Source organism: Nocardia heshunensis (genome assembly GCF_054782115.1).
In genome coordinates this window covers 140660-167087 of the sequence record NZ_BAAGTC010000029.1, presented here as the reverse complement: position 1 = coordinate 167087, position 26428 = coordinate 140660, and the positions used below count along the sequence as shown (strand labels likewise).

The 26428-nt window shown below is 67.2% G+C and carries 28 protein-coding genes; 13 read left to right on the top strand and 15 right to left on the bottom strand.

Annotated features, from left to right (window positions below):
* Nucleotides 1-242: 242 nt before the first annotated feature.
* Complete coding sequence (locus ACYVN4_RS43220) at nucleotides 243-917, top strand: SnoaL-like polyketide cyclase (RefSeq protein ID WP_460729764.1); 675 nt, start codon at nucleotides 243-245, stop codon at nucleotides 915-917.
* Between the two features lie 156 nt (nucleotides 918-1073).
* On the top strand, nucleotides 1074-2405 hold the full coding sequence (locus ACYVN4_RS43215) for a D-alanyl-D-alanine carboxypeptidase family protein (RefSeq protein ID WP_460729762.1): 1332 nt from the start codon (nucleotides 1074-1076) through the stop codon (nucleotides 2403-2405).
* Nucleotides 2406-2408: 3 nt separating this feature from the next.
* Here the strand turns inward: ACYVN4_RS43215 and yhjD are convergent, their stop codons facing one another.
* From yhjD to ACYVN4_RS43200, 3 genes are read right to left on the bottom strand one after another with little or no spacing between them, the layout of a single operon-like run.
* On the bottom strand, nucleotides 2409-3434 hold the full coding sequence (gene yhjD, locus ACYVN4_RS43210; RefSeq protein WP_460729760.1) for an inner membrane protein YhjD: 1026 nt from the start codon (nucleotides 3432-3434) through the stop codon (nucleotides 2409-2411).
* Nucleotides 3435-3472: 38 nt separating this feature from the next.
* A complete protein-coding gene (gene trpS / locus ACYVN4_RS43205; protein WP_460729758.1) occupies nucleotides 3473-4498 on the bottom strand; it encodes a tryptophan--tRNA ligase in 1026 nt (341 codons plus the stop codon).
* Between the two features lie 21 nt (nucleotides 4499-4519).
* Nucleotides 4520-5464: an oxygenase MpaB family protein gene (locus tag ACYVN4_RS43200; RefSeq protein ID WP_460729756.1), complete on the bottom strand. Its 945-nt coding sequence runs from the start codon at nucleotides 5462-5464 to the stop codon at nucleotides 4520-4522.
* A gap of 112 nt (nucleotides 5465-5576) precedes the next feature.
* On the opposite strand from ACYVN4_RS43200, the gene ACYVN4_RS43195 reads away from it, so the two are divergent.
* The gene (locus tag ACYVN4_RS43195) at nucleotides 5577-6215 is read left to right on the top strand and encodes a TetR/AcrR family transcriptional regulator (RefSeq protein WP_460729754.1); all 639 of its coding nucleotides are present in this window, start codon (nucleotides 5577-5579) and stop codon (nucleotides 6213-6215) included.
* Nucleotides 6216-6220: 5 nt separating this feature from the next.
* Here ACYVN4_RS43195 and ACYVN4_RS43190 read toward each other — a convergent pair whose 3' ends face one another.
* The 5 genes from ACYVN4_RS43190 to ACYVN4_RS43170 form a co-directional block, all read right to left on the bottom strand.
* On the bottom strand, nucleotides 6221-7339 hold the full coding sequence (locus ACYVN4_RS43190; RefSeq protein WP_460729752.1) for an outer membrane protein assembly factor BamB family protein: 1119 nt from the start codon (nucleotides 7337-7339) through the stop codon (nucleotides 6221-6223).
* Between the two features lie 138 nt (nucleotides 7340-7477).
* Complete coding sequence (locus ACYVN4_RS43185) at nucleotides 7478-9109, bottom strand: phospholipase C (protein ID WP_460729750.1); 1632 nt, start codon at nucleotides 9107-9109, stop codon at nucleotides 7478-7480.
* A 116-nt stretch (nucleotides 9110-9225) separates the two neighbouring features.
* On the bottom strand, nucleotides 9226-9741 hold the full coding sequence (locus ACYVN4_RS43180) for a barstar family protein (protein ID WP_460729748.1): 516 nt from the start codon (nucleotides 9739-9741) through the stop codon (nucleotides 9226-9228).
* Nucleotides 9741-10226 carry a guanyl-specific ribonuclease gene (locus tag ACYVN4_RS43175; RefSeq protein WP_460729746.1) on the bottom strand — a complete coding sequence of 162 codons (486 nt, stop codon included), beginning with the start codon at nucleotides 10224-10226 and terminating at the stop codon, nucleotides 9741-9743. The genes ACYVN4_RS43180 and ACYVN4_RS43175 overlap by 1 nt, the downstream gene beginning before the upstream one ends.
* On the bottom strand, nucleotides 10223-11029 hold the full coding sequence (locus ACYVN4_RS43170; RefSeq protein WP_460729743.1) for an exodeoxyribonuclease III: 807 nt from the start codon (nucleotides 11027-11029) through the stop codon (nucleotides 10223-10225). Before ACYVN4_RS43170 ends, ACYVN4_RS43175 begins: the two co-directional genes overlap by 4 nt.
* A gap of 69 nt (nucleotides 11030-11098) precedes the next feature.
* Between ACYVN4_RS43170 and ACYVN4_RS43165 the strand changes: the two genes are divergently transcribed.
* Complete coding sequence (locus ACYVN4_RS43165) at nucleotides 11099-11953, top strand: alpha/beta fold hydrolase (protein ID WP_460729741.1); 855 nt, start codon at nucleotides 11099-11101, stop codon at nucleotides 11951-11953.
* Nucleotides 11954-11957: 4 nt separating this feature from the next.
* On the opposite strand, the gene ACYVN4_RS43160 is transcribed toward ACYVN4_RS43165, so the two are convergent.
* Nucleotides 11958-13508, bottom strand: coding sequence for a PTS ascorbate transporter subunit IIC (locus ACYVN4_RS43160; RefSeq protein ID WP_460729740.1), 1551 nt, complete (start codon nucleotides 13506-13508; stop codon nucleotides 11958-11960).
* A 13-nt stretch (nucleotides 13509-13521) separates the two neighbouring features.
* Entirely contained in the window at nucleotides 13522-14334 is an 813-nt protein-coding gene (locus ACYVN4_RS43155; protein ID WP_460729738.1) for a PTS sugar transporter subunit IIA, read from the bottom strand.
* A 189-nt stretch (nucleotides 14335-14523) separates the two neighbouring features.
* Between ACYVN4_RS43155 and ACYVN4_RS43150 the strand changes: the two genes are divergently transcribed.
* The 9 genes from ACYVN4_RS43150 (at nucleotide 14524) to ACYVN4_RS43110 (ending at nucleotide 21839) form a co-directional block, all read left to right on the top strand.
* Complete coding sequence (locus ACYVN4_RS43150; protein WP_460729736.1) at nucleotides 14524-15342, top strand: SAM-dependent methyltransferase; 819 nt, start codon at nucleotides 14524-14526, stop codon at nucleotides 15340-15342.
* A gap of 181 nt (nucleotides 15343-15523) precedes the next feature.
* Nucleotides 15524-15745 carry a hypothetical protein gene (locus ACYVN4_RS43145; RefSeq protein ID WP_460729734.1) on the top strand — a complete coding sequence of 74 codons (222 nt, stop codon included), beginning with the start codon at nucleotides 15524-15526 and terminating at the stop codon, nucleotides 15743-15745.
* A gap of 103 nt (nucleotides 15746-15848) precedes the next feature.
* The gene (locus ACYVN4_RS43140; RefSeq protein WP_460729732.1) at nucleotides 15849-16493 is read left to right on the top strand and encodes a TetR/AcrR family transcriptional regulator; all 645 of its coding nucleotides are present in this window, start codon (nucleotides 15849-15851) and stop codon (nucleotides 16491-16493) included.
* A gap of 180 nt (nucleotides 16494-16673) precedes the next feature.
* Complete coding sequence (locus ACYVN4_RS43135) at nucleotides 16674-17879, top strand: lipid-transfer protein (RefSeq protein ID WP_460729730.1); 1206 nt, start codon at nucleotides 16674-16676, stop codon at nucleotides 17877-17879.
* A 24-nt stretch (nucleotides 17880-17903) separates the two neighbouring features.
* Nucleotides 17904-18338 (top strand): type II toxin-antitoxin system Rv0910 family toxin, encoded by a 435-nt coding sequence (locus tag ACYVN4_RS43130; protein ID WP_460729728.1) that lies wholly within the window; start codon nucleotides 17904-17906, stop codon nucleotides 18336-18338.
* A 10-nt stretch (nucleotides 18339-18348) separates the two neighbouring features.
* Nucleotides 18349-19215, top strand: coding sequence for a MaoC/PaaZ C-terminal domain-containing protein (locus tag ACYVN4_RS43125; protein ID WP_460729726.1), 867 nt, complete (start codon nucleotides 18349-18351; stop codon nucleotides 19213-19215).
* Between the two features lie 10 nt (nucleotides 19216-19225).
* Nucleotides 19226-20104 carry an SDR family oxidoreductase gene (locus ACYVN4_RS43120; protein WP_460729724.1) on the top strand — a complete coding sequence of 293 codons (879 nt, stop codon included), beginning with the start codon at nucleotides 19226-19228 and terminating at the stop codon, nucleotides 20102-20104.
* A gap of 18 nt (nucleotides 20105-20122) precedes the next feature.
* Nucleotides 20123-21385, top strand: coding sequence for an acyl-CoA dehydrogenase family protein (locus ACYVN4_RS43115; RefSeq protein WP_460729722.1), 1263 nt, complete (start codon nucleotides 20123-20125; stop codon nucleotides 21383-21385).
* 121 nt (nucleotides 21386-21506) lie between these two features.
* The gene (locus ACYVN4_RS43110) at nucleotides 21507-21839 is read left to right on the top strand and encodes a YciI family protein (protein ID WP_460729720.1); all 333 of its coding nucleotides are present in this window, start codon (nucleotides 21507-21509) and stop codon (nucleotides 21837-21839) included.
* Here ACYVN4_RS43110 and ACYVN4_RS43105 read toward each other — a convergent pair.
* The 5 genes from ACYVN4_RS43105 to ACYVN4_RS43085 all read right to left on the bottom strand — a co-directional run bounded on the left by ACYVN4_RS43105 (nucleotide 21836) and on the right by ACYVN4_RS43085 (nucleotide 26344).
* The gene (locus tag ACYVN4_RS43105; protein WP_460729718.1) at nucleotides 21836-22312 is read right to left on the bottom strand and encodes a YbhB/YbcL family Raf kinase inhibitor-like protein; all 477 of its coding nucleotides are present in this window, start codon (nucleotides 22310-22312) and stop codon (nucleotides 21836-21838) included. The two genes, ACYVN4_RS43110 and ACYVN4_RS43105, sit on opposite strands and share 4 nt — an antisense overlap.
* Before the next feature lie 128 nt (nucleotides 22313-22440).
* Nucleotides 22441-23007 (bottom strand): YbhB/YbcL family Raf kinase inhibitor-like protein, encoded by a 567-nt coding sequence (locus ACYVN4_RS43100; RefSeq protein WP_460729716.1) that lies wholly within the window; start codon nucleotides 23005-23007, stop codon nucleotides 22441-22443.
* Between the two features lie 25 nt (nucleotides 23008-23032).
* Complete coding sequence (locus ACYVN4_RS43095; protein ID WP_460729714.1) at nucleotides 23033-23473, bottom strand: MarR family winged helix-turn-helix transcriptional regulator; 441 nt, start codon at nucleotides 23471-23473, stop codon at nucleotides 23033-23035.
* 90 nt (nucleotides 23474-23563) lie between these two features.
* Complete coding sequence (locus ACYVN4_RS43090) at nucleotides 23564-24778, bottom strand: MFS transporter (protein WP_460730057.1); 1215 nt, start codon at nucleotides 24776-24778, stop codon at nucleotides 23564-23566.
* Nucleotides 24779-24949: 171 nt separating this feature from the next.
* Nucleotides 24950-26344: an FAD-binding oxidoreductase gene (locus tag ACYVN4_RS43085; protein ID WP_460729712.1), complete on the bottom strand. Its 1395-nt coding sequence runs from the start codon at nucleotides 26342-26344 to the stop codon at nucleotides 24950-24952.
* Between the last annotated feature and the right edge of the window lie 84 nt (nucleotides 26345-26428).

Sequence of the window (26428 nt, the reverse complement as noted above, 5' to 3'; positions counted from 1 at the left end):
TGTTACTCGATAATGAGAGAGTCTCTCATTTCATAGAGACTGTCAATTCTTGTCGTGTCATGGGCTCGGGACGGGTCTTGTCATGGACTCGAGACAGTACGAATGGGGTGTGTCACCATTCCGCCTTCTGGTACCGGAGTCCCAGATCCTTGTCGCGACATGAAGTTGCCGTACTGATACCGTCGCGTGGTCCGTTTTGAGATCTTCGACCCCCCAACGGGTCTGGACAGGTGAGGCACGAAATGACCGATCAAGCAACCGAATCCGTCGCCGAGACCCCGCTGCATCTGCAGGGCCGGGACGCCGTCATCGCCGCCGCGGCGCCCGAGGACTGGCGCGAGGGTGCCCCCGACTACCACCTGAGCAAGGAAGTCATCCCGGTCGAGCGCTCCACCCAGCACGCCCCGGATTCCTTGGAGCACATCGTCGAAGAGCTCGTGAAGGTCTTCGAGATGGAGGTCTCGCACAAGAAGGATCCGGCCAAGTGGGTCTCGGTCGTGGCCGAGCACTACCGCGGCCAGGTCAACGGCGGCCAGTGGCAGGACGCCGAGGAGTTCGCCCGCATCGGGTCCTACAACATCCTGATCGGCGAGAACCCCTTCTACGACGTGCAGGGTGAGGACTTCGAGTCCTCGCACCACATCTTCCACACCGCGTTCCCGGGCGGCTTCTTCTGGGAGGTGACCGAGGTGCTGGCCGGTCCGCCGTCCGTCACCTTCAAGTGGCGGCACTGGGGTCGCTACGAGGGTGAGTACAAGGGCCACCAGCCCACCGGCGAGCTCATCGAGATGACCGGCATCACCATTGCCAAGGTCTCCGAGGACCTGCGCATCCTCGAGCTCGAGCACTTCTACGACAACAACAAGCTGCTCGGCCCGCTCGCCCACGGCTGCCCGGTCAACCACACCGCGAACTAGCCTGCGCGACAGCGTCTTCCACTTCGGCGAGCCCCTGATCCCACAGCCCACGAGATCGGGGGCTCACTCGCATCCCGACTGCGCGGCGACACGAGCACAGCAATCCTGTGAACCATCGCGCGCCCGGGCGACCGGTCGGCGTTAAAGTCGGGCGCGATGAGTATCCGCAGGTATTCGCGCCGGGCCATGGGCCACCCGCGCGCCACCCACCGCACCGCCGTGACGGTGGCGGCCGTTCTCACCGCTGTGACCGGGTTCGCCTTCGCGCCGCTCCCGGCGCCCGCGACGGCCCAACCCTCCACCACGACAACGCCGTTCACGACGCCCAATACCGACAGCTGCCCGAACAAGACGTCGCCGCCGGCGCCCATCGACACCTCCGAGGTACCCGAACCCGGGCAGACGGCTCCGGCGGCGCTGCCGATTCCGGACTCTCCGGTCGGCGGCAAGCAGTTGGGTGGCTGCGGCGTGATCCTGCCCTCGGGCGCGGGACCGCTGCCCGAGGGCATCTCGGCCACGGCTTGGGAAGTCGCCGACCTCGATACCGGCAAGGTGATCGCGGCCAAGGATCCGCACGGCCGCTACCGGCCCGCCTCCACCATCAAGGTGCTGCTGGCCTCGGTGGCGATTCCGGCGCTGGATCTGAACAAGACCGTGGTCGGCACCCAGGACGACGCCAACGCCGACGGCACCCGGGTGGGTATCGGGGCGGGCGGGCAGTACACCAACAAGCAGCTGTTCCAGGCCCTGATCATGGCGTCGGGAAATGACGCGGCGCATGCCATCTCGGCCCAGCTGGGCGGGGACGAGGCCACCGTCGCGAAGATGAACGCATTGGCGAAACAGTTGCAGGCGTTGGACACCCGGGCCGCGACTCCGTCGGGTCTGGATGGGCCCGGCATGAGCATCTCGGCCTTCGATCTGGCGCTGCTGTTCCGCCACGCCATGACGCTGCCGCTGTTCGCGGAGCTGATCCACACCGAGCAGGTGGACTTCCCCGGCTTCCCGGCCGATCCGAAAAACCCTGACGACAAGGATCATCCGGGCTTCCCGATCGCCAACGACAACCATCTGCTCTACGAGTACGACGGCGCGATTGGCGGCAAGACCGGGTACACCGACGATGCCCGGCAGACCTTCGTGGCGGCGGCACAGCGCAATGGCCATCGTTATGTGGTGACGTTGTTGAAGGCGGATGTGCGCCCGTTCCGGCCGTGGGAGCAGGCCGCCAAACTCCTCGACTACAGCTTCGCGCTGCCCAGCGGCGCGAATGTGGGCAGCATGCCCGACGAGAACACGAAGACGCCGAATTCCTCGGTGGCACTGGCGAGTCCGCCCGCATCCGACAATGCCGTGCCCGGAGGTGACCTGCGGGGCGATCAGACCACCGGAGACAATCACACGCTACGCATGGTCCTCATCGTCGGCGGCGTGATCCTGATCGTGGTGCTGCTGCTGGCCGCGCGCCGCCTGAGCCGCCGTCGGTGAGATTCAGCGGCGGCGCAGCATCGAAAGCGCGGTCGCGGCAAGGGCTCCCGCGCCGAACAGCGCCGCGCCCGTCGCGGTGGAGAGTCCGCCGACCGCCGCGCGCGGCCGGATGACGGCCGGGGCGGGCGCCGGAATGTCGGCGGGCACCTCGTTTTCCGAGGCGGTGGCGGCCCAGGCGGTGGCGAACAGGATGATGCGGGCGGTGAAGTAGCTGAAGACCATCAGGCCGATGATCGGTCCGAAGACCGCGCCCGCGGGCCCGTTGACGACCGTTTTCAGGATGACCGAGGCGAGTTGCTTGAACCCCTCGAAGATCACCGCGGCGATGAGGGCGGCCTTGGCGGCGCTGCGGAAGGTGACCGGGTGCCGCGGCATGCGGGCGATGATCCACACGAACACGGCCCAGTTGGCCAGGATGGCCAGCACCAGGGATGCGATGGTGAGCAGGATCTGTACCCAGCTCGCCTCATGGATGTGCAGCCGTTTCAGCAGCGTGTTGATCAACCCGCTGGAGGCCAGCACCGACAGCCCGATGGAGACGTTGAACGCCACGAACAGTCCGACCAGGGCCAGCAGGTCGGAACCCTTGGATACGAACCAGTTCCGTGGTTTGAACGGCTGATCCCATTGCTCGGTGAGCGCGGCGCGCAGGTTGGCAATCCAGCCGAGTCCCGCGTACAGACCGGTCGCCAGACCGATGCTGCCGACCCCCGCCCGCGACGACACCGCCTTGTGGATCAGGTCGTTGATGGAGCTGCCCGCCGACCCCGGAATGTTCTCCACGATCTTGTTCTGAATATCGGTGAGCAGCTGCGGATTCCGCGACAGCACGAACCCCGCCACCGCGAAACCCACCATCAGCAGCGGAAACAGCGACAGCACCGTGAAATACGTGATGCCCGCGGCGTAGTAGTCACCGCGCTGCCGCTGGTAGCGCCCGCCCGCGCGGACCACGTGATCCAGCCAGGGTCGCCGCTGGATCTGCCGTTCGATCCACGCCTTGACGTTCTCGACAACCTTCCCGAACACCGCCCACCTCCGCCACCGTGCGCGGCGGACGGCCGGAGTCAGCGGGCCAGGAAGCCCACCCGGTCGTACACCTGCGCGAGAGTCCGCCCGGCGACCTCCCGTGCCCGCTCCGCGCCGGTGGCCAGGATACGGTCCAGTTCGCCCTGGTCAGACATGTATTCTTCCACCTTCGTCCGCAACGGTGTCACGAACTCCACGAGTGCGTCCGCCGTGTCCGACTTGAGGTCACCGTATCCCTTACCGGCGTAATCCTGTTCGAGCTTGACGATCGGGGTGTCGGTGAGCGCGCTGAGGATGACCAGCAGATTGCTGATGCCCGCCTTGGTCTCCGGGTCGTAGCGGATCTCGCGCTCGGTGTCGGTGACCGCGGAGCGGATCTTCTTGGCCGAGACCTTGGGATCGTCGAGCAGGTTGAGCAGGCCCGCGGCGGTGGTCGCCGACTTGCTCATCTTCGCGGTCGGATCCTGCAGGTCGTAGATCTTGGCGGTGCCGGTCACGATGTGCGGCTCGGGCACCACGAAGGTCTTCTTGTAGCGAGTGTTGAAGCGCTGCGCCAGGTTTCGGGTCAGCTCCAGGTGCTGGCGCTGATCCTCGCCGACCGGCACCAGCTGGGCGCGGTAGAGCAGGATGTCGGCGGCCATCAGCACCGGGTAGGTGAACAGGCCGACGGTCGCGTTGTCCGCGCCCTGCTTGACCGACTTGTCCTTGAACTGGGTCATCCGCCCGGCCTCGCCGAAGCCGGTGATGCAGTTCAGCACCCAGGCCAGCTCGGCGTGCTCGGGGACTTGCGACTGCACGAACAGCGTCGACTTCTTGGGGTCGACGCCCAGCGCGAGCAGCTGCGCGGCCGAGATCTTGGTCCGCTTGCGCAGTTCCTTGGGGTCCTGGGCCACCGTGATGGCGTGCAGGTCCGGAATGAAGTAGAAGGCGTCGAACTCGTCCTGCAACCGCACCCAATACTGCAGCGCGCCAAGGTAGTTGCCGAGGTGGAAGGAATCGCTGGTGGGCTGGATTCCGGACAGTACCCGCTGCTTACGCTCAGCAGTCGCTTCAGGACTCGACATACCCCGATCTTCGCATGTCGGCTAGGCCGTATTTCTGGCCACCCAGTTACGCGGATCGACCCCCGGCATGCTGGTGCGGCCGGAGCCGACGAGCTGTTGTTCGCGGCGGGTGACCAGCTTGTAGAGGGGGTAGCTGGGGCCGGTCATGGGAGTCGCGAAGGGGTTGCCGACCAGGGGCGGGGAGACGTGGGCGGTGCGGATGGCGCGGGAGAGGGCGCGGTAGGAGGCTTCCTCGCGCAGGCCCCAGCGCAGGTCGTACATGTCGCGGATGCGGCGCGGCAGGCTGCCCTGGACCAGCAGGTTGAAGCCGGACATGGCCTGCTGCACGGGCATCGGGAGGGGGTGGGCGATGCGCTGGCCCATGAGGTACGAGCCGACCAGCTTGGCCTCCTCGGTGAGGAAGGGCTCGTCGGAGGCCAGGTAGCCGTCGAAGTAGTCGCGGAATTCGCGGTAGGTGTAGGGCGCGGCGGTGCGCGGCATGCCGAAGAGTTCACCCCAGCGCACGTAGTCCTGGTAGAGACCCTCGCGTTCGGTCGGGGTCAGGCGGCGGACCAGCAGATCGTGCATGACCTCGGCGGAGTCGAAGGTGAAGGCCATGGTCATGAACATCAGGTGTGGGTCGTTGGCGGAGTAGTGGGTGCCCGCCGGGTTGGCCGTGCCCGCGCTCTCGGGCAGTGCGCCCTCGACGGGGGCGTGCCGCTTGCGGGTGAAAGCCCGTGCGCGATCGGCTTCCTCGCGGGTGCCCAGCGAGACCGCCTCGAACAGGCGGCCGGTCAGCGCGAGCCGGGTGTAGGGGGTGGTCCGATGCTGGGTGTTCTCGGCAGTGCCGACGTAGAGCAAGGGATGGACCGCACCGATCACCAGCGCCCGCTGGCCGTAGGTCAGACCGACCGCGCGCCTGCGCATGACGCGTCTGATCATGGAATCGTCGGAGAAATAACCGCTCTGAGCCGCACGTGCAGGCACCGTTGCCTCCTCATACTGTGATGCGCAGCACCGCATCTGGAAACAGAGTCCCCCAGATCTCGTATTCTGGCAAGATCTACTGCCAGAATCGCCGCCGTGCCAGAATCGGTTCGTGACCGGCCAACGGACCTACGGTGGTATCTCCGCGGACGAGCGCCGCACCCAACGCCGCACCGCCCTGCTCGACACCGCCCTCGACATCCTCGGCACCCAGGGCATCGACAAGCTCACCGTCTCCGCCCTGTGCTCGGGCGCGGGCCTCAACGAGCGCTACTACTACGAGAACTTCGACGGCCGCGACGCCGTCCTCTCGGCCCTCTTCGACGCCATCGCCGAGGAGTTGGCCGCCGCCCTGCTGGCCGGCGTGCACACCGCCCCCGACGACCCGCGCGCCAAGGCGCACGCCGCCATCACCGCGGGCATCGGCGTCCTCACCGACGACCCCCGCAAGGCCCGGGTAGCACTGCTGGTCAGCACCTCGACCCCCGAATTGCGCACCCGCACCACCCACACCATCAAGGCGTTCGCGAATCTCGTTGCCGCCGAAGGCATCGACTTCTACGGTCTCACCGAGGCCGACCCGAACCCCGTAATCGGCTTCCGCGCAACCTATCTCGTCGGCGGCCTGGTCCAAACCCTCAGCGCCTGGCTGGAAGGCGACCTCCCCCTGACCCGCGACGAACTCATCACCGCCACCACCGACGTCTTCGTACTACTGGGTGAGGATCTGGCGCGGCAGATCCGGCGCTGAGACGGTCAGCGCATGACTGCGACCAGGGCTGTGCTGTCCTCGGATTCGACGTAGCAGTGGGCGGGGCCGACCGAGAACTGCACGGCTGCGCCGTCCTTGTCCGGGATGGTGTGCATCCAGCGGATCCGGCTGGTTTGCGGGTGGATGGCGCGCAGGTTGCCTGCGGCCAGGAGGTAGCAGGCGCCCGGTACGGCGTATCCGGCCACCTTGGCGGCCGCGTTGGCGTCGGCCACGGTGAGGGTCCACAGCGGGGCGGCGTCGCCGCCGGGGCGCATGGCGTGCAGTTTCGCGCCGTCGTAGAGGTAGTAGGTGTCGCCGGAACCGAAGACGGCGTCGGCCGGATAGGCCGAGACGGTGGTGTTCCAGAGGGCCGCACCGGTTTTCGGGTCCAGGCCGGAAATGCTGTGTGCGCCGTCGACGGTCAGCACGGCCCCATCGACCAGGGCGGATCCGGGAGCATTGCCGGAGTCGCCGGTGTGCGACCAGACGGTCGCGCCCGTGCCGAGATCGAGGGCGGTGAGATCGCCGCCGGAGCCGCGGGCGTAGAGCAGCGAATCGGTGTCGGGCACGGTGAGGCCGTCGGCGTCGCCGGGCACCTGCCACTTCACGCTCTTGGTCCGCATGTCGACGGCCCACACTTCCCGCGTGCCCTTGTCGGGGCCGGAGGCGGTCAGGTACAGCACCTGATCCCGTACCCCGAACGCCCCTTCCAGGGCGACGCCCTCCAGGGCGTCGAAGGACCACTTCCGCTCCCCCGTCACCGCGTCCAGCGCCAGCGCGCGCTGCACGGGCGCACCGGGTTCCGTTCCGCAGACCACGAATGCGCCGTTCCAGAAGCAGGATCCGCGGCCGATTCCCGACGTGGCGATCGGCAACTGCCACGCCTGCTGCCCGTTCTCGGCCTTCAGTCCCGTCACCCCGGTGTCGGATTCGACCGCGACCGTGCCGGTGCGGTCGTCGCCGTAGCGCACCCCGCGCACGCTGCCCTCGACCTTGTGTTCCCAGGAGACGCTGCCGGAGGCCGCGTTGTCCACGGTGACCCGCGGTCCGGAGGAGCAGGCCGCGGCCGCTCCGGTCGCGACCAGAATCATGCCGCCGCGCAACACGTTTCGACGATGGATCAAGGCCCTACCCCACTCGCTGGACGCACCGTCGCCGACTGGACGCGCTGTCGCCGACTATAGGGGTTGACGGCCCGCCGCAAACACGAAACCGCCCGGCCTTTTCGGATCGAAAAGGCCGGGCGGTCAACGCAACTGCGACTAGCTGGTAGCGCCGGTCTTCGGGTCGAGGGACAGCGCGGGCTGCGCGGCACCCTTGAAGTCGAACATGGCGTCCAGGGTGCCCGCCTTGTCGTCGAAGGAGTCGTCGCCGATGCGGCCGATCTTCCAGTTGTCCTCGATGAACTTCAGCACCGAGGACTGGTCGGTCACGCCGTGGTCGACGAAGTTGGCCTTCGAGTAGGGCGAGATGACCAGCAGCGGCACGCGCTGGCCGTAACCGCAACGACCCTGGTACTTGGCCGGATTCGCCTTGGCGTCACCGCAGGTGCCGGCCGAGGTATAGCCGTCCTGCTCGGAGGCGGAGTTCATGACCAGCTTCGGAGCCTGGTGGTCGTACCAGCCGTCGGAATCGTCGTAGGCGATGACGACCGCGGTGTCCTTCCACTCCGGCAGCTTCTGCAGGTGGTTGATGGAGTCGACCAGGAACTGCTGCTCGTCCAGCGGGTCGGAGTAGGCGGCGTGCCCGTCCTGGTAGCCCGCGGCCTTCAGGTAGCTGACGGCGGGCAGGTTGCCCTTGTCGGCGGCGGCCCAGAAGTCGCTCAGGTCGTACTGGTGGTTGGCCTGATCGGTCTGGCCGATCTTGTCGACCGAGGTCGGCGGCAGGTGGTGCGGGTTGGCCGTCGACTGGAAGTACTGGAACGGCTCGTGGTGGGGGATGTAGTCGCCCTTGGTGTCCCAGCCCTTGTCACCGGTCTTGGCGCCGGTACCGCCCAGGGCCACACCGACATTGTGGGTGGCGCCGCAGACGGCCTTGCCGTCCTTGGTGTCGGTGGGCTTGAAGCCGCCCTGGAAGAAGCCCCAGGAGATGTTCTTCTTGTTGAGCAGGTCACCGACATTGGTGCCGGTCATCTGCACGGTGTCGCGGTTGGAGCAGTCGTCGCCGTACGGCTGCGGGTCGCCGACCACGGTGCCCTGGCCGTTGCCGGCGTTCTCCAGCACGGTGTCGACGGGGAAGGGCTGACCCGGCTTCGGCGGCTCCATCTTGGTGACGCCGTGGGTCTGGCCCGCGACCAGGTTCAGCGCGCCGACGCTGGACGGGCCGAAGGTGGAGGTCCAGGAGTTGTCGCTCATGGCGTAGTGCTGCGCGTAATTCCACAGCGCCGTCACCGAATTGCCGTCGTAGTAGCCCATGACCAGGCCCTGCGGACCGTAGGTCGGCGCCTTGCAGGCCGCACCCTCGGACACGTTGGTGTGCTCGACGAACTGGTCCATCTTGCCGCCGTTGAGGGCGAGCTGCTCGTCCTTGTACTCGTGGTCCTGGTCGCAGGTGATCTGCTGGTTCGGACCGCCGAGACGCATGGGCTGCGCCTTGTTGGGGTTCTTGGTCAGCAGGTCCGGCGTCAGGCCGTTCACGCTCGGGGTGTTCGGCAGCGCGGTGAACTTGGTGCCGTCGGTGTTGGCCGCTGTCGGGTAGGTGCCGAAGTAGTGGTCGAAGGAGACGTTCTCCTGGAAGATCACCACCACGTGCTTGATCGGGGTCGCGGTGTCGGTGTCCGGGGCCGCCTTGTCGGACGACGACGAACACGCGGTGGCGCTCAGCGCGACGAGCGCGGTGAACGCGGCGGCAGCGCGGCTTCGTTTACCGAAGCGACGACGAGCCGAGGCGGGCATGGAACCTCCAGGGTCGATCCGGATCGCGTCAGGCCGCGATCGCATAGCGTGACCATTGCAGCGGTTATGACCTGTTTGTTCGACCGCAGGTTAACGGGAGTGGAAACTCCGGTGAATCAAGAATTCCGGGATTCGGGGTCCAAAACTAGAGGTATTACCGGCAATCCGGGCGGAGGCGCGTCCTGCAACACCACTCGGAAGGCCACACCGTCGGTCGCCCACGCGGCCGCGGCGTCGGCCATGGCGTCGGCGAACCAGGCCCGCTCCCCCGGCTGCTGATCCAGCATCAGCGCGGCGTTCCGTACGACGACCACGTATCCCTGTGCGTCCCCGACGAATTCGTCGAGATCGCGCAGGCATTCGTCGAAGGCGTCCTTGTTCTCCCCGAAGTAGTAGGGGAACTGGAACGCGGCCGCGAACTCGTCGAACACCTCGGCGACCGTGCGCATCTTGCGACCCCGCAGCTCACGCGAGACGAACCCGTCCGGTATCCGGTAACTGACACCGGAGAATTCGGCCGCCCCGATCGGCAGCACCCCGAGCACGGGAGCCGCGGTCTTGCGCGCGGTCTTGTCGGCGGTGACATCGGAAGCGGCGGAGAGGAACTGCGACAGCGGCATCGGCTGGGTCATCAGCGCATCCTCGTGAAGGTCTTGTAGTGGTCGCCCGTGTAATAGGCCGAACCGTCGCTGCCGGTGATGATGCGTTCGGCGTCGCGGCCCTGGCCGGGCTGCTTGGGATTCACATCCCATTCTTGATAGTTGATCGCCTTGCCGGACGAATCCTTGCGCGCCAGACTGCCATCCCGGTTGTTCCAGGTATCGCCGCCGTGCGTGCCGGGCGCATTGGCCGAGCCGGGCCAGCGCCCGGCATCGATCTCGACCAGCGTCTTATAGGCACGGTCGGGAACTCCGGCCACCTTCGTCGGCGCGACCGATTGGTCCACGATGCCGGGCGCACCAGGCTTGGCGGTGGTCCGAACCGTGGTGGTGGCAACGGCTTTGGCGCCGGGGCTGTCCTTGTGTTCGTTGGCCTTGTTGGCCACGAACGCGACGAGCAGCAGGAGCACCGCGACGCCCAGCGTGAGCCAGGCGCGCGTCTTCTTGGAAAGGGTCATCGGTACTGCACCGTGACCGGTGCGTGGTCGGACCAGCGTTCGGCGTAGGTCGCGGCCTTCTCGACCACGGCCTGCTTGGCGCGCGACGCGATGTCGCCGCGGGCCAGCTGGTAGTCGATGCGCCAACCGGCGTCGTTGTCGAAGGCGCGGCCACGGTAGGAGTGCCACGAGTACGGGCCGGGCACACCCGGATTCAGGTCGCGCACCACGTCGCGGTAGCCCGCGGCCAGCATGGACGACACCCAGGCGCGTTCCTGCGGCAGGAAGCCGGCGTTCTTGACGTTGCCCTTCCAGTTCTTGATGTCGAGTTCGGTGTGCCCGATATTCCAGTCGCCCATGATCACGAACTCGCCCGGGTGGGCGAGCATGCGCGCGCCGATGGCGTCGAGGAAGCGGTACTTCTCGTCCTGCATCGGGGTGTCGGCCTCGCCGGTGTGGACATAGACGCTGGCTATGGTCAAATCGTCGAAGTCGGCCTCGACGTAGCGGCCCAGCGTGGCGAATTCCTCGACGGGAGACCAGGTTCCGTCCGCGAGGAGGCCGACCCCGACGCGCACGGCGTCGGGCTGCTTGCGGGACAGGATGGCCACGCCCGCGCGGCCCTTGAGTCCCGGCTCGGCATGGCTCAGGAACCACCCCGCATCGAGTGCGGGCGCTAGTGCGCTACGCGTTTGCTCATCGGTCGCCCGAGTCTCCTGCAGGCAGACGATATCGGCCTCGGTAGCGGCCAGCCACTCGAGCAGTCCCTTGCCCGACGCGGCACGCACCCCATTGACGTTGCACGTACTGATGATTTTCGCCACTTCACGACCGTACAATGCGGCTTACCGACTCTCTTCACGGACATCGAGGTCCAGGAAGGGGTGACGACGATGACGTCAGGCACCGCCAAGCCCTCCACCCCGCCCGCGCCCCTGCGCGCACTCCACACCGGCTCCGGTGAACCCCTGCTCCTGTTGCACGGGTTCATGATGTCCCCGCATTGCTGGGAGCAGGTGGCGCAACGCATGGCCGGCCATTGCGAAGTGTTCGCTCCGGCCTTCGCCGGACATTGGGGCGGACCCGATTTCGACGGCTGGTATCTCGATATCAGCGCCCTGGCCGACCGCGTCGAGGACCAGCTCGACGAGATGGGCTGGCGCACCTGCCATATCGCGGGCAATTCGCTCGGCGGCTGGGTGGGCTTCGAACTGGCCCGCCGCGGCCGGGCCCGCACTCTGACAGCGATCGCTCCCGCCGGTGGCTGGCAAACCCCCTCCACGCAGCAGGTGCGGATCGGGTTGAAGTTCCTGTCGCTGGTGCCGCTCGTGGAGATCGGCAAGCATCTGCCACATGCGGTCGCCTACAGCGCGCTGGCCCGGCAGGTGGTGGCCATGCTGCTCACCAAGCACACCTCGGCGGCCTCGCGCGCCGGCATCGAGGCGGCCATCACCTCGGCCATGCACTGCAAGGCCATGCTGCCGATGCTGGTGAGCGGCCTGCGTTTCCCCGCGCTCGAGGACCTCTCGACGCTGCGCACGCCGGTGCGGCTGCTCATGTGCGAGAACGACCGGGTCATCCCCAACCGGGTCTACGCCCGCCGATTCCTGGAGGAACTCCCGGAATCAGCGGACCGCATCCTGGTGCACGACGTGGGCCACGTCCCCATGCTCGAGGCCCCCGACCGCATCGCGACGCTGATCGCCGAGCACGTCTACGCGAGCCGCACCCGCCTGCGCGCGGTCTGACGGATCACTGCGGCGGAGGCGGCGGAGTCGGAGCCCCGGACGGGACCGGAATCTTCGGGAACGCCAGGGAGTTCGGCCGGGCGATGGCCTCCGTCACCGCCTCGGTGCGGGTGATGCCCAGGGCGCGGTCGCGGGCCGCGCCCGGATCCCAGCCGGTGGCAACGACTTTGGTCTGCACCAGGATGGCGATCAGCAGGATCACCACGCCGATGGCCAGCGACGCCAGCACCGCGCCCGCACCGCCGAGTTTGGCGGCGGTGCCGATCGCGGTGCCGAACCAGCCGAAGTCGGCGTCACCGAAGGTGGTGTTCTCCTCGCCGAAGGGGCCCAGCACCTTCAGCAGGATGGCGGGCAGGAAGGTGATGAGGCAGCCGTTGACGAACGCGCCCGCCACAGCGCCGCGGCGACCGCCGGTGGCATTGCCGTAGACACCGGCCGCGCCGCCGGTGAAGAAGTGCGGGACCAGCCCCGGCAGCACCAGTGCCCAGCCGAAGAGCGGGTTGAAGATCCAGCTCAGCAGGCCCAGGCTGACCAGGCCGCCGACGAAGCTGCTGATGAAGCCGAGCAGGACGGCGTTCTGCGCATACGGGAAAACGATCGGGGCGTCCAGGGCCGGAATCGCCCCGGGCACCACCTTTTCCGCGATGCCCTGGAAGGCGGGCACCAGCTCGCCGAGGATGGTGCGAACACCGAAGAGGATGACCGCCACCGCGATTCCGAAGGCCAGACCCTGCCCGACGCCCTTCATCAGGTAGTTGCCGACATTGGTCGCGCCGGTGTCGAACGCCTTGAACGCGGTGTCCTGTCCGGCACGGGCGAGGTAGGCCAGCGCCAGCACGAGATACAGCAGCACCATGGACAGCGCGGTCGCCACCATCGAATCCCGCAGGAAGCGCAGCCCTTCCGGGAGATCCATCTCCTCGGTGCTGCGACTGCGCTTGCCGACCAGCTGCCCGGTCGCGCCCGCGGCGATGTATCCCGCCGTGCCGAAGTGTCCGATGGCCACGTCGTCGCCGCCGGTGATCCGCCGCGTATACGCCTGCGCCAACGCCGGGAACGACACCATGACGATGCCCAGCAGAATGCCGCCCGCGATCACCACCACCGGCGTGGACAGGCCCGCCACCGCCAACACCATGGTGAGCAGGGTCGCCATGAACAGCATGTGGTGGCCGGTGAGGAACACGTAGCGCAGCGGCGTGAACCTCGCCAGCACCAGGCTGATCGCGAAGCCGAGGATCATCAGCCAGGTCACCTGCGCGCCATACTCTTTCTGCGCGATCGCCACGATGGCCTCGTTGGTGGGGATGACGCCGTGCGCACCCAGCGCGCCCTGGATCATGACGCCCAGCGGCTTCAGTGATTCCACCACCAGTCCCGCACCCGCACCGATGAGCAGGAAGCCCAGCGTCGCCTTGATGGCGCTGCCCGCCACCTGCCCGGCCGATTTGCGCAGCGCGATCAGACCGACGGCGGTGATGATGCCGATCAGATAGGCGGGCTGACTGAGGATTTCGTTGACGACGAACTGGGCGATGGCCAGTACGACATTCATGCTGCCCGCCTTCCTAGACGTCGAAGAGTTCGCGCAGGGCCCGGTCGACTTCGCCCGCGCTGGTGAAGTTTTCGATCACGCGCACCGGAATGCCGACATCCCCAAGGGTTTTGGCGATCTCACCGGAGGTGAGGACGGCGACGGCCTCCCCCGCCTTGCCCTTGGCGGAGATGGTGTCGGTGGCCTCGACGGTGATGTACGGGGACCAGTGCCAGCGGTCGAGCACGGATTCGAGGGTGCTCTTGAGAAACAGGCTGGTGCCGACGCCGTTGCCGCAGACGGTGAGGATCTTCAGCGGACCCGACCGCGGGCGGCCGGTGGCCGGGGCGGCGGAAACCTTTGCCGGGGCGGGCTTTTCAGCGGTTCGCGCCGCGATCACCGCGTCGTCGAGCAGCAGGGCGCGCAGCTGCCGCGGTGTCTGCACGGCGCGCAATACCTCCTCCGCCCCCGGTTCCAGCAGCACCTTGGCGAGCGCCGCCATGGCGTCGGTGTGCACCTCGGAGTCGGCGGCGGCCAGCGCCACCACCAGATCGACCGGGTCGTTGGGGCTGTCGAACTCCACCGGCTTGTCCAGCCGCACCCACGACATCCCGGTCCGATGCACCGCCGGTGACGGCCGCGCATGCGCGAACGCGAAGCCCGGCGCGATGACGATGTAGGGCCCGTTCTCCTCGACATTGCCGATCATTTCCGAGGTGTAGTCGGGCGTGGTCACGCCGGTGGCAACCAGCAAATCACCGGCGGCGCGAATCGCCGCCCGCCAGTCCTCGGCGTGACCGTGCAGATCGATCGCTTCCGCAGGGAGCAAATCCACCAGCGATGTCATGCCTGGATCCTCGCACGAATCGGCAACCGGCAAATATTCGGCACACCGGACGGCCATCCGGCTTCCCGGTCGGCTCCGAATCACTCACGGCCTCCGGCACACCCGGCGTTACCGGGAACAGTGCGCCGGAAGCCGTTCTCTTACATAGGATTACTGCCACAACGGAGTCCCTCGAAAAGGGTGTGGAAGATGACGGATCAAACGCAGGTCGACCAGTCCAAGCCGAGCATCGCCCGCGTGTACGACTATCTCCTGGGTGGCAAGGACAACTACGCGGTCGACCGGGAGATCGGGGACTTCTTCATCAAGGATCTGCCCGGTTCGGTGGATATCGCCTACGCCAACCGCAATTGCCTGGTCCGCGCGGTTGGCGAGATCTCCCGCAGTGGCATCCGGCAGTTCGTCGATATCGGCAGTGGTCTGCCCACCGCCGACAATGTGCACCAGGTGGCGCAGCGGCATCTGACCGACCCGCACGTGGTCTACGTCGACAACGACCCGATCGTGCTGGCCCACGGCCGCGCCCTGCTGGAAACCGACGAGCACACCACCGTCATCCAGGCCGATCTGCGTGACTCCGAGGCCATCCGCAATCACCCGGAAGTGGCCCGCCTCATCGACTTCACCCAGCCGGTGGCCGTCATCTTCAGCGCCATCCTGCACCACCTCAACAATGACGAGAAGCCCGAACAGGTGGTCCGCTTCTGGGCCGACCAGATCCCGTCCGGCAGCATGCTCTACATCTCCCACTTCCGCTCCGGCTTCAACGAGGAAACCCGGGTAGCCGAGCAAAAACTGCAATCCACCTTCGGTCGCGGCCGCTGGCGCACCGACGAGGAAATCCTCTCCCTCTTCGGCGATCTCGAAATCCTCGAGCCCGGCCTGGTCCCCTGCACCCTCTGGCGCCCCGAACCCACCGCCGACGGCGTCCCCCGCATCGGCAGCGACCACCACGACCTGAGCGTCTGGGAACAGCTCATCTCGGCGGCGCTGTCCCGGAAACCGTAGCGGTTAGCGGAGGCGGTGCCGACGCCGCGAAACCTGTCTGGAAATTTCACATTTGAGATTTGAGACTCACAGCGTTCATTGAGCTGAATTCACAGTGAGCGGGGTTAATGTCGTCGAGTCAACGGCCGATACGAGCGCTCCCGACCGGACATCACCCTGTTTCGTGAAAGGAAGTTTCGTCATGCGTGCTGTTCGATTCGCTGTGCTCGCTGGAGGATTGCTGCTCGGTCTGGCCGTGCCCTCCATCGCCTCCGCAGATCCGGTGAGCTGCGGCAACGACCTCAATGGCTGCGCGACCACCTGTCGTGACACCATCGGCAACCCGAACGTCCGGCTCAATGACTGCGTCATGACCGACTCCGGCTGGACCTGCTCCGCCTGCCTGTACAACTCGGAGACGTAGTCCGCGACAAGACGTAGTCGAAGCCGGGTGCGGGTCGGATCGGAATCCGGCCCGCAATCCGGGCGCGAACATACACAGTTGTACGTAAGTGTAAGATCCTCACATGACCAGCTCCGCCGTCTCGAAACAGCCGCGCCGCACCCAGGAGCAGCGCAGCACCGAGACGCGCACGCGATTGCTGGACGCCACCATCGAATGCCTCGTCGAATACGGGTATGCCGGCACCACCACACCGCGGGTCGCGGAGCGTGCGGGTGTCACCCGGGGTGCGCAGGTGCATCACTTCGGTTCCAAGACCGACCTGGTGGTGGCCGCCGTCAGCCATCTGGCGCAGCGCCGTACCGAGGCCGCCATGAAGGAGATCGCGCGGATGCGCGCGGGCGGCGATCCGCTCGGCAGCGCACTGGAATACATGTGGGAGCTGCATCAGGGCCCGCTGTTCATCGCGGCCGTCGAGCTGTGGGTGGCCAGCCGGACCGATCGCATGCTGGCCGCCGAGGTCGAGAAGGTCGAGCCGTTCGTCAACAACGCCGTGCTGCTGGCGGTTGCCCAGCTGGTGCCGAATGAGCTCTACCGCAAGAGCGTTCGCGATTTCGCGTACACCGCCATGGACACGCTGCGCGGAATCCTGGTGAGCAACTTCATCTCTCCCGATACCGAGCGGGCGCACCGGCGCTGGCAGCGGGCGTCCGCGCAGCTGCGCCTGGCCGCCGACGCGGGCATGCCGGACATTCGCATCGCCGACTGATCCGGCCGTAACTCCGGCACCACCCCGAAGCCGCGTCGGTCGATACCGACGCGGCTGTATGTGCCGCTGCATCAATCCGACCTCTTGATCTTGTCACTCCTGCCGGGATTCATCGCACCCTCTTGCCTACTTACATACAGCTTTGTATGTTTGTTTACGCACCACTACGTGAGGAGTTCGATGACGAACAAGGTCTACGTCGTCGGCGTCGGCATGACGAAGTTCGAGAAGCCGGGGCGGCGCAAGAACGAGGACGGCAGTGCCTGGGACTACCCGGACATGGCCCGCGAGTCGGGGACCAAGGCCCTCGCGGATGCCGGAATCGACTACCGCGAGGTCGAGCAGGCCTACGTCGGCTACGTCTACGGTGAATCCACCTCCGGCCAGCGCGCCGTCTACGAGCTGGGCATGACCGGCATCCCGGTGGTCAATGTCAACAACAACTGCTCCACCGGCTCGACCGCGCTCTACCTTGCGGCACAGGCGATTCGCGGCGGCCTGGCCGACTGCACGCTGGCCCTGGGCTTCGAGAAGATGCAGCCGGGCTCGCTGGGCTCCACCTGGGACGACCGCGAACAGCCGATGGCGCGCCACATCATGGCGCTCGCGGAGATCTCCGAGGTGCTGTTCCCGGTGGCCCCGTGGATGTTCGGCGCGGCCGGGCGCGAGCACATGAAGAAGTACGGCACCACCGCCGAGCACTTCGCCAAGATCGGCTACAAGAACCACAAGCACTCGGTCAACAACCCGTATTCGCAGTTCCAGGACGAGTATTCGCTCGAGGACATCCTGGGCTCGCGGATGATCTACGACCCGCTGACCAAGCTGCAATGCTCGCCGACCTCCGACGGCTCCGGCGCGGTCATCCTCGCCTCCGAGGCGTTCGTGGACCGCCACGACCTGTCGCGGCAGGCGGTCGAGATCGTCGGCCAGGCCATGACCACCGACTTCGGATCCACGTTCGACGGGTCCGCCAAGAACCTCATCGGCTACGACATGAATGTCGAAGCCGCGCGCAAGGTCTACGCGCAGGCCGGGCTCGGACCCGAGGACTTCCAGGTCATCGAGCTTCACGACTGCTTCTCCGCCAACGAGTTGCTGACCTACGAGGCGCTCGGCCTGGCCAAGGAGGGCGAGGCCGGACACCTCATCGACTCCGGCGCCACCACCTACGGCGGCAAGTGGGTCGTGAACCCGTCCGGCGGACTCATTTCCAAGGGACATCCTTTGGGCGCAACGGGTTTGGCGCAGTGCAGCGAGCTCACCTGGCAGCTGCGCGGCACGGCCGCGAAGCGGCAGGTCGACAACGTCACCGCCGCGCTGCAGCACAACATCGGACTCGGCGGCGCGGCCGTCGTCACCGCCTACCAGCGCGCCGACCGCTGACAACTCGACGAGGAGCGAATCACCATGGGACACATCGAAGCCAGCAAAGAACTGAACGCCACCCCGGACGGGCTGTGGGCGGTCGTCTCCGACCCGCAGACCTGGGACAAGTGGTTCTCCATCCACGAGCGCTGGATGGAGGAGCCGCCCGCCGTGCTCGCCCCCGGCGCAAAGCTGACCGCCAAGATCATGATGCTCGGCATGGCCAACAAGATCGAGTGGGTGGTCGAGAGCGTCGACACCCCGAATCGCCTGGTGCTCAGCGGAACCGGCATGGCCGGGGTGAAGGTGCAGTTCGCCTTCGACATCACCCCCGAGGGCGACGGCAGCAAGTTCTCGGTCTCCGGTGATTTCGAGGGCGCGCTGATCAAGGGCGCGCTGGGCAAGGCGGTGGAGAAGGATGGCCTCACGCAGCTGGACAAAACTCTCGCCGCGCTCGACGCTCTCGCCACGGCCTGAGCGGGTCGAGATGGCTTCCACAGCTGTCGAATTCGACGCGACCGGACTGGGCACCTGGTCCGATGAGGAGGCGTTCGAGGTCACGCGCGAGCGGATCGCCGAATACGCCGCCGCCACCAACGATCCCATCCCGGCACACCTGAAAGGCGATGTGGCGCCGCCGGTCTTCGCCATCGTGCCGGTGTTCGACGCCATGATGGTGCCGGTCATCGAGGTGGCGCCGATGAACATTTTCGGGCGGGTGGTGCACGGGGAGCAGGACTTCCACTTCCACCGGCCCATCCGGCCCGGCGACAAGCTGCTGTCACGGGCCAAGGCCATCGGCTACGAGGGCAAGGACAACGGCTCGACCATCACCATCCTCATCGAAAGTCGGTCCGAGGACGGCGAACTGGTCAACGAGCAGTATCTGACCGCGTTCTTCCGCAATGTCGACGCGGGCGAGCAGGTCGGCGACCACGCCCCCGCGCACCGGTTCGATGCGGCGCTGCTGGAGCAGTCGCCGCTGGCGACGGCCGCGGCGCACGTGGACGCCGACCAGACCTATCGCTACTCCCCCGCCTCCGGCGATCCGGTGCCGCTGCACCTCGACGAGCAGGTGGCCAAGGATGCCGGGCTGCCCGGCATCATCGCGCACGGCCTGTGCACGATGGCCATGTCCTCGTGGGGTGTGCTGAACGAGGTCGCGGGCGCGGATGTGGCTCGGCTGCAACGGTATGCGGTGCGCTTCTCGAAGCTGGTGTTCCCCAACGACGACCTGACCACCCAGATCTGGAAGGTCGGCAGCAGCGACGGGATCACCACCTACGCCTTCCGGACCGTGCGCGGCGACGACACCGTGCTCAGCGACGGTCTCGCCGAAATTTCCGACAACTGAGGAGACATTCATGGGTGCACTCGACGGACGGGTCGCCATCATCACCGGGGCCGGTCGGGGGATCGGCCGCGAGCACGCGCTGCTTTTCGCGCGTGAGGGCGCGGCAGTTGTGGTCAATGATCTCGGCGGCAGCAATGCCGGTGAGGGCGTCGATACCGGCCCGGCACACGACGTTGTGAACGAGATCGTCGCCGCAGGGGGGCGCGCGATCGCCAACACCGACAGCGTGACCGACTGGCAGGGCGCGAAAGCCCTGGTGGATCAGGCTGTTTCGGAGTTCGGGCGGCTGGATGTCGTGGTGAACAATGCGGGCATCCTGCGCGACGCCTTCCTGGCCAGCATGGACGAGTCGCAGTGGGACGCGGTCGTGGCCGTGCACCTGAAGGGGCACGCGGCGGTGCTGCGGCACGCGGCAGCGTACTGGAAGGAGCAGTCCAAGGCCGGGAATCAGCCCAGCGCCGCGGTCATCAACACCGCCTCGGCATCGGGCGTCACCGTGCCGAATGCCGGGCAGGCGAATTACGGTGCGGCCAAGGCCGGTATCGCGGCGCTCACCCTGGTGGCCGCCGACGAACTGGCCCGCTACGGCGTCCGCGTGAACGCCATCGCACCGATCGCCCGCACCCGCCTCACCCTGGCGACCCCGGGCATGGGCCAGATGATGGCGGCCGAACAAGCCGGATTGGAAGAAGGCGAGTTCGATGCCTTCAGTCCGGCCAATATCTCCCCGCTGGTGGCGTATCTTGCCACCGAGAAGTGCCCGATCACCGGCAAGGTGTTCGCGGTGCAGGGCGGCGCGATCTCCGAACTGGCGGGGTGGCACGACGTGGCGACCATCGAGACCGAAGGCCCGTGGTCCATCGACGATATCGCCGGGCGACTGCCGTAAACAGGAAGGCGGACAACGATGTTCGAATGGTCCGAGACCGATGAGCTGATCCGGGGCGCGGTCCGTAGCTTCATCGACAAGGAGCTGCGCCCGCACCTGGACGCCCTCGACAGCGGGGACATGCTGCCCTACCCGATTATTCGGAAGCTGTTCTCCGAGTTCGGCATCGACGCCCTGGGCGCCGAGTCGATCGGCAAGCTGCTGGCCCGGCAACGCAAGCGGGAAGAGGCGATCGCGGCCGGGGAGCCACTGCCGGAGAAGAAGGCGAAGTCCGGCGACGGCGGGCCCTTCTCCGGGCAGGAATCGCTGATGGCGGTGCTGGTCAGCGAACTGTCCGGGGTGTGCATGGGCCTGGTCACCGCGATGGGTGTGAGCATCGGGCTCGGGGCCACCACCATCCTCTCGCGCGGCACGCTGGCGCAGAAGGAACGCTGGCTGCCCGATATCGTGACCATGAAAAAGGTTGCGGCATGGGCGATCACGGAACCGGACTCGGGCTCGGACGCCTTCGGCGGCATGAAGACCTATGTCCGCCGCGACGGGGACGACTACATCCTCAACGGCCAGAAGACCTTCATCACCAACGGCCCCTACGCCGACACCGTCGTCGTCTACGCCAAACTGGACGAGGGTGACGGCGTCGACAAACGTGACCGCAAGGTGCTGACCTTCGTGCTCGACAAGGGCATGGAAGGCTTCACCCAGGGCAAGCCGTTCAAGAAGATGGGCCTGCACGCCTCGCCCACCGGTGAATTGTTCTTCGACAATGTGCGATTGGGCCGCGACCGCCTCCTCGGCGAGACCGAGGCGCACGAGAGCGGCGACGGACGCGAAAGCGCCCGTTCGAGTTTCACCGCCGAACGTATCGGCGTCGCCTTCATGGCGTTGGGCATCGTCAACGAATGCCACCGGCTGTGCGTGGATTACGCGAAAACCCGCAAGCTGTGGGGTCAGGAGATCGGCCGCTTCCAACTCGTCCAGCTCAAACTGGCCAAAATGGAAGTCGCCCGCATCAACGTGCAGAACATGGTCTTCAACGCCCTCGAACGCTCCAGCGCCGGGAAACCCCCAACCCTGGCCGAGGCGTCCGCCATGAAGCTGTACTGCTCCGAAATCGCCACCGAAGTAGCGATGGACGCCGTCCAACTCTTCGGCGGCAACGGCTACATGTCGGAATACCACGTGGAACAGCTGGCCCGAGACGCCAAGTCCCTCATGATCTACGCGGGCAGCAACGAAATCCAGATCACCCACGTCGCCAAGGGCCTGCTCGCCCACTAGGCGAGCAGCGGGGCCGCCGCCTGTCGCCGGCGGCGGCCCCACCACTACCACCCCGATGAATTCGGCGGACTACGGGCGTCAACACTCGTACGCAGTCCGTAGGAATCGGAGGAGGCTCGCCATGCCGAAGTTCGTCACGATCGGGTACGGGGATCGAGCGGGGTACGACGCTACCGCCGCGGCGGTACGGGATGCGGCGCACGCGCACGACGCACGCCTGCGGGCGGGCGGCGTCGAGATGGGGATCGCCGGTTCGCCGGTGCAGGTACGCAATCACGACGGCGCGGGTACGACAGTGACGGACGGTTCGTTCCTGTCGTCGACGCTGCCGGTCGCCGGGTTCGCGATCATCGAGGCCGAGACACTGGAGGAGGCCGTCCGGCTCGTGTCGCAGACGCCCTGCGCGGTAGCGCGCGGGGTGGTCGAGGTGTGGCCGCTGCGCGAAACGCCCTAGGACGAGGCCGAATTCGCCGCCGGGTAGGTCGCGGTGAGCTGGGCGGTGGCCAGGGTGTGGGCGTCGATGGCGGCGCGGGCGGTTGCGTTGTCGGCGCCGTCGGGGAGGTTAAGGGACGCGGTATCGAGGGCGTACACCGTGACGGTGTAGCGGTGCGGTAGTCCGGGCGGCGGGCAGGGGCCGTCGTAGTGCGGCTGGAAGCTGGAATTCGCCGCCTGGCGGGCCAGCGGGCTGGCGGCGGGCAGGCCCTCCGGCAGCGCGGTGATCGACGACGCGATATCGAAAGCCACCCAGTGCCAGGCGCCGCCGAACGGAGCGTCCGGGTCGAACATCGTCACGGCGTAACTCTCGGCCGATGCGGGGCCGTCGGACCAGCTCAGATCGGGTGAGCGGTCATGTCCACCGCACAGCGGAAGCAGTTGGGCCGCAGCGACGGTCGAACCGTCGGGCATGGCGACGCTGGTCACGGACATGGGCGGCGCCGCCGACGCGGCGCCGCGGTGACGGCGAGCCCGGCCAGGGCGAGCGCACACGACAGCTGCTTGATGTTCATCCGACTACCTCCCACGGTGTGTCTCTGATGGTTGAATCCTGCTGATTGTCAACGGTTCTCGTAGGTGCCATCGAGGCGAGCGCGCCCGATCACATGTCCGGCGAGCGCCGTCACCACCTGGTCGAGCGTCGCACCGGCCGCCAGCTCGCAACGCCGGTCGAGAGCGAAGAGCTGGAAGACGTACGCGTGCGGCCCATGCGAGGGAACCGGCATCGGACCCGCCCAGCCCCGGCGGCCGAGCGGACCTTTTCCGTGCCGAAGTCCTTGGATCGGACTGGGATTGGCGAGGGCGTTCTCGGGCAGGCCCTCCAGCGCGGGGTCGACGCCGAGTGCGAGGGCGTGAATCGCGGCCGTCCCGAACGGCACATCCGGATCCTCCACGATCAACACCAGGTCGACGGTCCCGACAGGCGGACGCGTCCAGGCCAGCGCGGGTGAGATGTTCGCCCCGAACACCCGGCCCCGATGCTTGGCCGGGATGGGTGCGCCATGGTCGAAGGCGGGACTGGTCAGCGTGAAGTTCTCCGGCGCCTGCAACTCCGGTCGAGCCCAGGCGAGGGTGTGGTGCCCCGCGCGCCGATTGCGCAGTAGGACACCAATGGGATTGGCGGGCATACGATCTCCTTGTTTCCGGCCGTGTTCAGTAACGCGCGAGCCTGGCGAACAGCTCGAGAGCCGCAGCGACCTGCTCGATCTCCTCGGCCGAGAGCGTCGCGTTCATCGCACGCGTAAGCCAGTCCTGCCGGGCGAGTTCCCCGGTCCGATACTGTTCGCGCGCACTGTCGGTAATGGCGAGCACACTCTTGCGGCCGTCACTGGGATCCGCACTCCGCGTGACCATCCCGGCAGCCTCCAACGCAGCCACAATGGCCCCCATCGATTGCGGCCGTATCCCTTCGGCCCGAGCAAGCTCCGTAGCCGTCCGCGCCCCGTCCCGCTCCAGCCGAATCAACGTGGAAATCTGCGACTTCGTCAGCCCGCTCTCCTCGGTCTGCTCCCGCACCCGCCGCACCAGCTGCCCAACCACCACCCGAACCTCCGCGGCCACCTCGGAAGCCCTCGATTCCCGCTCGTCTGCCATACCCGACGCTAACACATACTCAGCCAACTGCGAAGTTGCCTTACTAGTTTGTAGGCAAAAGCGGGCCCGGCGGGTGGAAATCGACAGCGATCAGTGAGTGCGGCGGGCCAGGAAGGTGGTGGCGGCGAAGAGGAGGGTGCCCAGGACTGCGAGGCCTGCGCCGACTGCGGCGGGGGCGGTGTAGCCCATGCCCGCGGCGATCACCAGGCCACCGACCCAGGCGCCGGAGGCATTGGCGATGTTGAGCGCGGCGTGGTTCAGGGCCGCAGCCAAGGTTTGTGCGTCGTGGGCGACATCCATCAGGCGGGTCTGCAGGGCCGGGGCCAGGGAGGCTCCTGACGCACCGACCAGGAAGGCGCCGATGGCCGCCGTGTACGGATTGTGGGCCGCTGCAACGAATCCCGCGAGAATGACCACCATGGCCAGCATCGAGGCGTAGATGGCGCGATCCACGCCGCGGTCGGCGAGGACACCGCCGATGATGTTGCCCGCCACCATGCCGAGGCCGAAGAGCATGAGCACCACGGGGACCAGACCGACGGACAGACCGGCGACGTCGGTGAGGGTGGTGGTGATGTAGGTGTAGACGGCGAACATGCCGCCGAAGCCGACCGCGCCGACCAGCAAGGTCAGCAGCACCTGGGGACGGCGCAGGGCGGTCAGTTCGGTGCGGGGGTCGGTCATGCGGACGCCGTGCAGTTCCGGAACGAAGCGGAAGATGGCGGCGACGGTGGCGAAACCGATGACCGCGACCACCACGAAAGCGTCCCGCCAACCGAGATGCTGGCCCAGCCAGGTGGCGGCGGGAACGCCGACGACATTGGCGGCGCTCAGGCCCAGCATAACGGCAGCTACCGCTTTGGCCCGTTGCCCCACCGGCGCGAGCGAGGCCGCCGCCAGCGAGGCCACACCGAAGTACGCCCCGTGCGGCAGGCCCGAGACGAAGCGGGCAATGGTCAGGGTCGCGAAGCTGGGCGCGATCACGCTGGCCGCATTACCCAGCGCGAATGCCGCCATCAACACCATCAGCAGGCGCTTGCGCGGCACCCGGGCGCACAGCGCGGCGATCACCGGAGCGCCGATCACCACACCCAGCGCGTAGGCCGAAACAATGTGCCCGGCAGTCGGTTCGGAGACCTTCATGGAGGTGGCGATATCCGGCAGCAAACCCATGGTGACGAATTCGGTGGTACCGATCCCGAATCCGCCCAGCGCCAGCGCCAGCATGGCGGGGATGTGCCAGCTGTCGCGCGGGGCCGCGGCGAACGCCGATTCATCGGTGGCCGCCGCGACGGGACGGCTCATCTCGTCGGGGGTCGATGCGGCGGTGGCGGCGGAGACAGATTCGGGCACAACCAAGCGCAACACAGTGGCGAACCATCCCGATACCGTCCAGTCCGGTGATTTCACTCACCGACCGGCGCGAACCATGGGACCGCTCACTCCGCCGCGACCGACCCGCAACGGCACTCCCGATCAGGCCGGAGCGTCGAGAATGGCGCGATCCAGTTCGGTGAGCGGCGCGGCCACCGGGAAGTTGCTGCGGAAGACATCCTGAGGGTCGTTGCGGCGCTTGATGTCCCGCAGGCGGTCCAGAGTCGCGGATTCGAAGGCGTCGGACGGAGTGTCTCCGGCGTCCAAGTAGGTGAAGGGTTTACGACCCGACGAGTAGATCGACAACTCGGTCGCGACCTCGGCGCGACGCTCCAGCACGGCCGCCGCGTGCTGCGGCGATGGGGCCGGGCCGAGCATGGACAGCAGGAACGGCTCCGTAATCCCGCCCGCCACACCGGCATCCGCGGACGGACGCGTCAGCGCCCCGCCCAGATGCCGCACCTGCACCAGGGCCAGCGGATACACCGAGCCGTTCGGTGCGGCCGCCGCGAGCAGGGAATCACCGACCTCCGTGGAGAATTCGGTGAGCAGCTCCCCGCGCACCCGGGCCGGAGTGGGATCGACCGGCTCCATGCAGATGCCGCCGATCTCGGTGGGATCCAAGGGGCGGCGGGTATCGAGCACCACGCCCGGGATCTCGTCGAACAGGCGCAGCGGACCGGTGACGTCCCCCTGCGCGAGCACATCCACGGCCACCATGGACTGTCCGCGCAGAAACTCGGGAACCGAAGGGAAGGGCGGGAATTGGATGAACGTGAGCCACACGCTCAGCTCCTCGGCCGCGACCGCGGTCACCTCCCGGAAGGCGGCCAGCACCGCTTCGCCCCGCTCCGCCGGCCACAGCAGGCGACCACCGAAAAGCGCACCGGCCTCGAACAATTCGAATTCCAGCGCGGTCACCAGCGCATAGTCACCCCCGCCGCCGCGCAGCGCCCAGAACAGCTCCGGCTCCGAATTCGCGCTCACCCGAACCCGATTCCCGTCACCGGTCACCACGTCCAGCGCCCGGACCAGATTGGCCGCCTGCCCCCGGCTCCGCGCGAACCACCCCAGGCCACCGCCCAGGGTGTATCCGGTCAACCCGACCACCGGCGAACTCCCCATCGCGCCCACCAGCCCGTGCTTCGCGGACTCGGCGATGACGCCACCCCACTGCACGCCCGCCTGCACCCAGGCGACCCGCGCCTCGGCGTCGATCTCGACGCCGTTCAAGGACCCGGTCTTCACCAGCACGGTCCCATCGGCGGCCGCGGTGGGCGTGTGCCCGGTGGCCCGCGTGCTCACCGCCAGGCCGGAGCGGCTCGCATAGTGCACCACCGCCGCGGCATCATCGGCGTCGGCGACCTCGACCACGGCCGAAACCTGCTGCTCCACAGACAGATTCCAGGCCCGGCGAGCTTCCGCGAACCCGTCCTCCCCCGCCCCGAACACCCGTCCGCGCACCACGCGCCGCAAATCGTCACCGATTGCCGACATAGCTCCTCCTTCACCGCCGCGCCGCGCCGCGGTCCACCCCTCGAGAGACCGCGACGAGACAACTCATCGTCGCGATCGGATCAT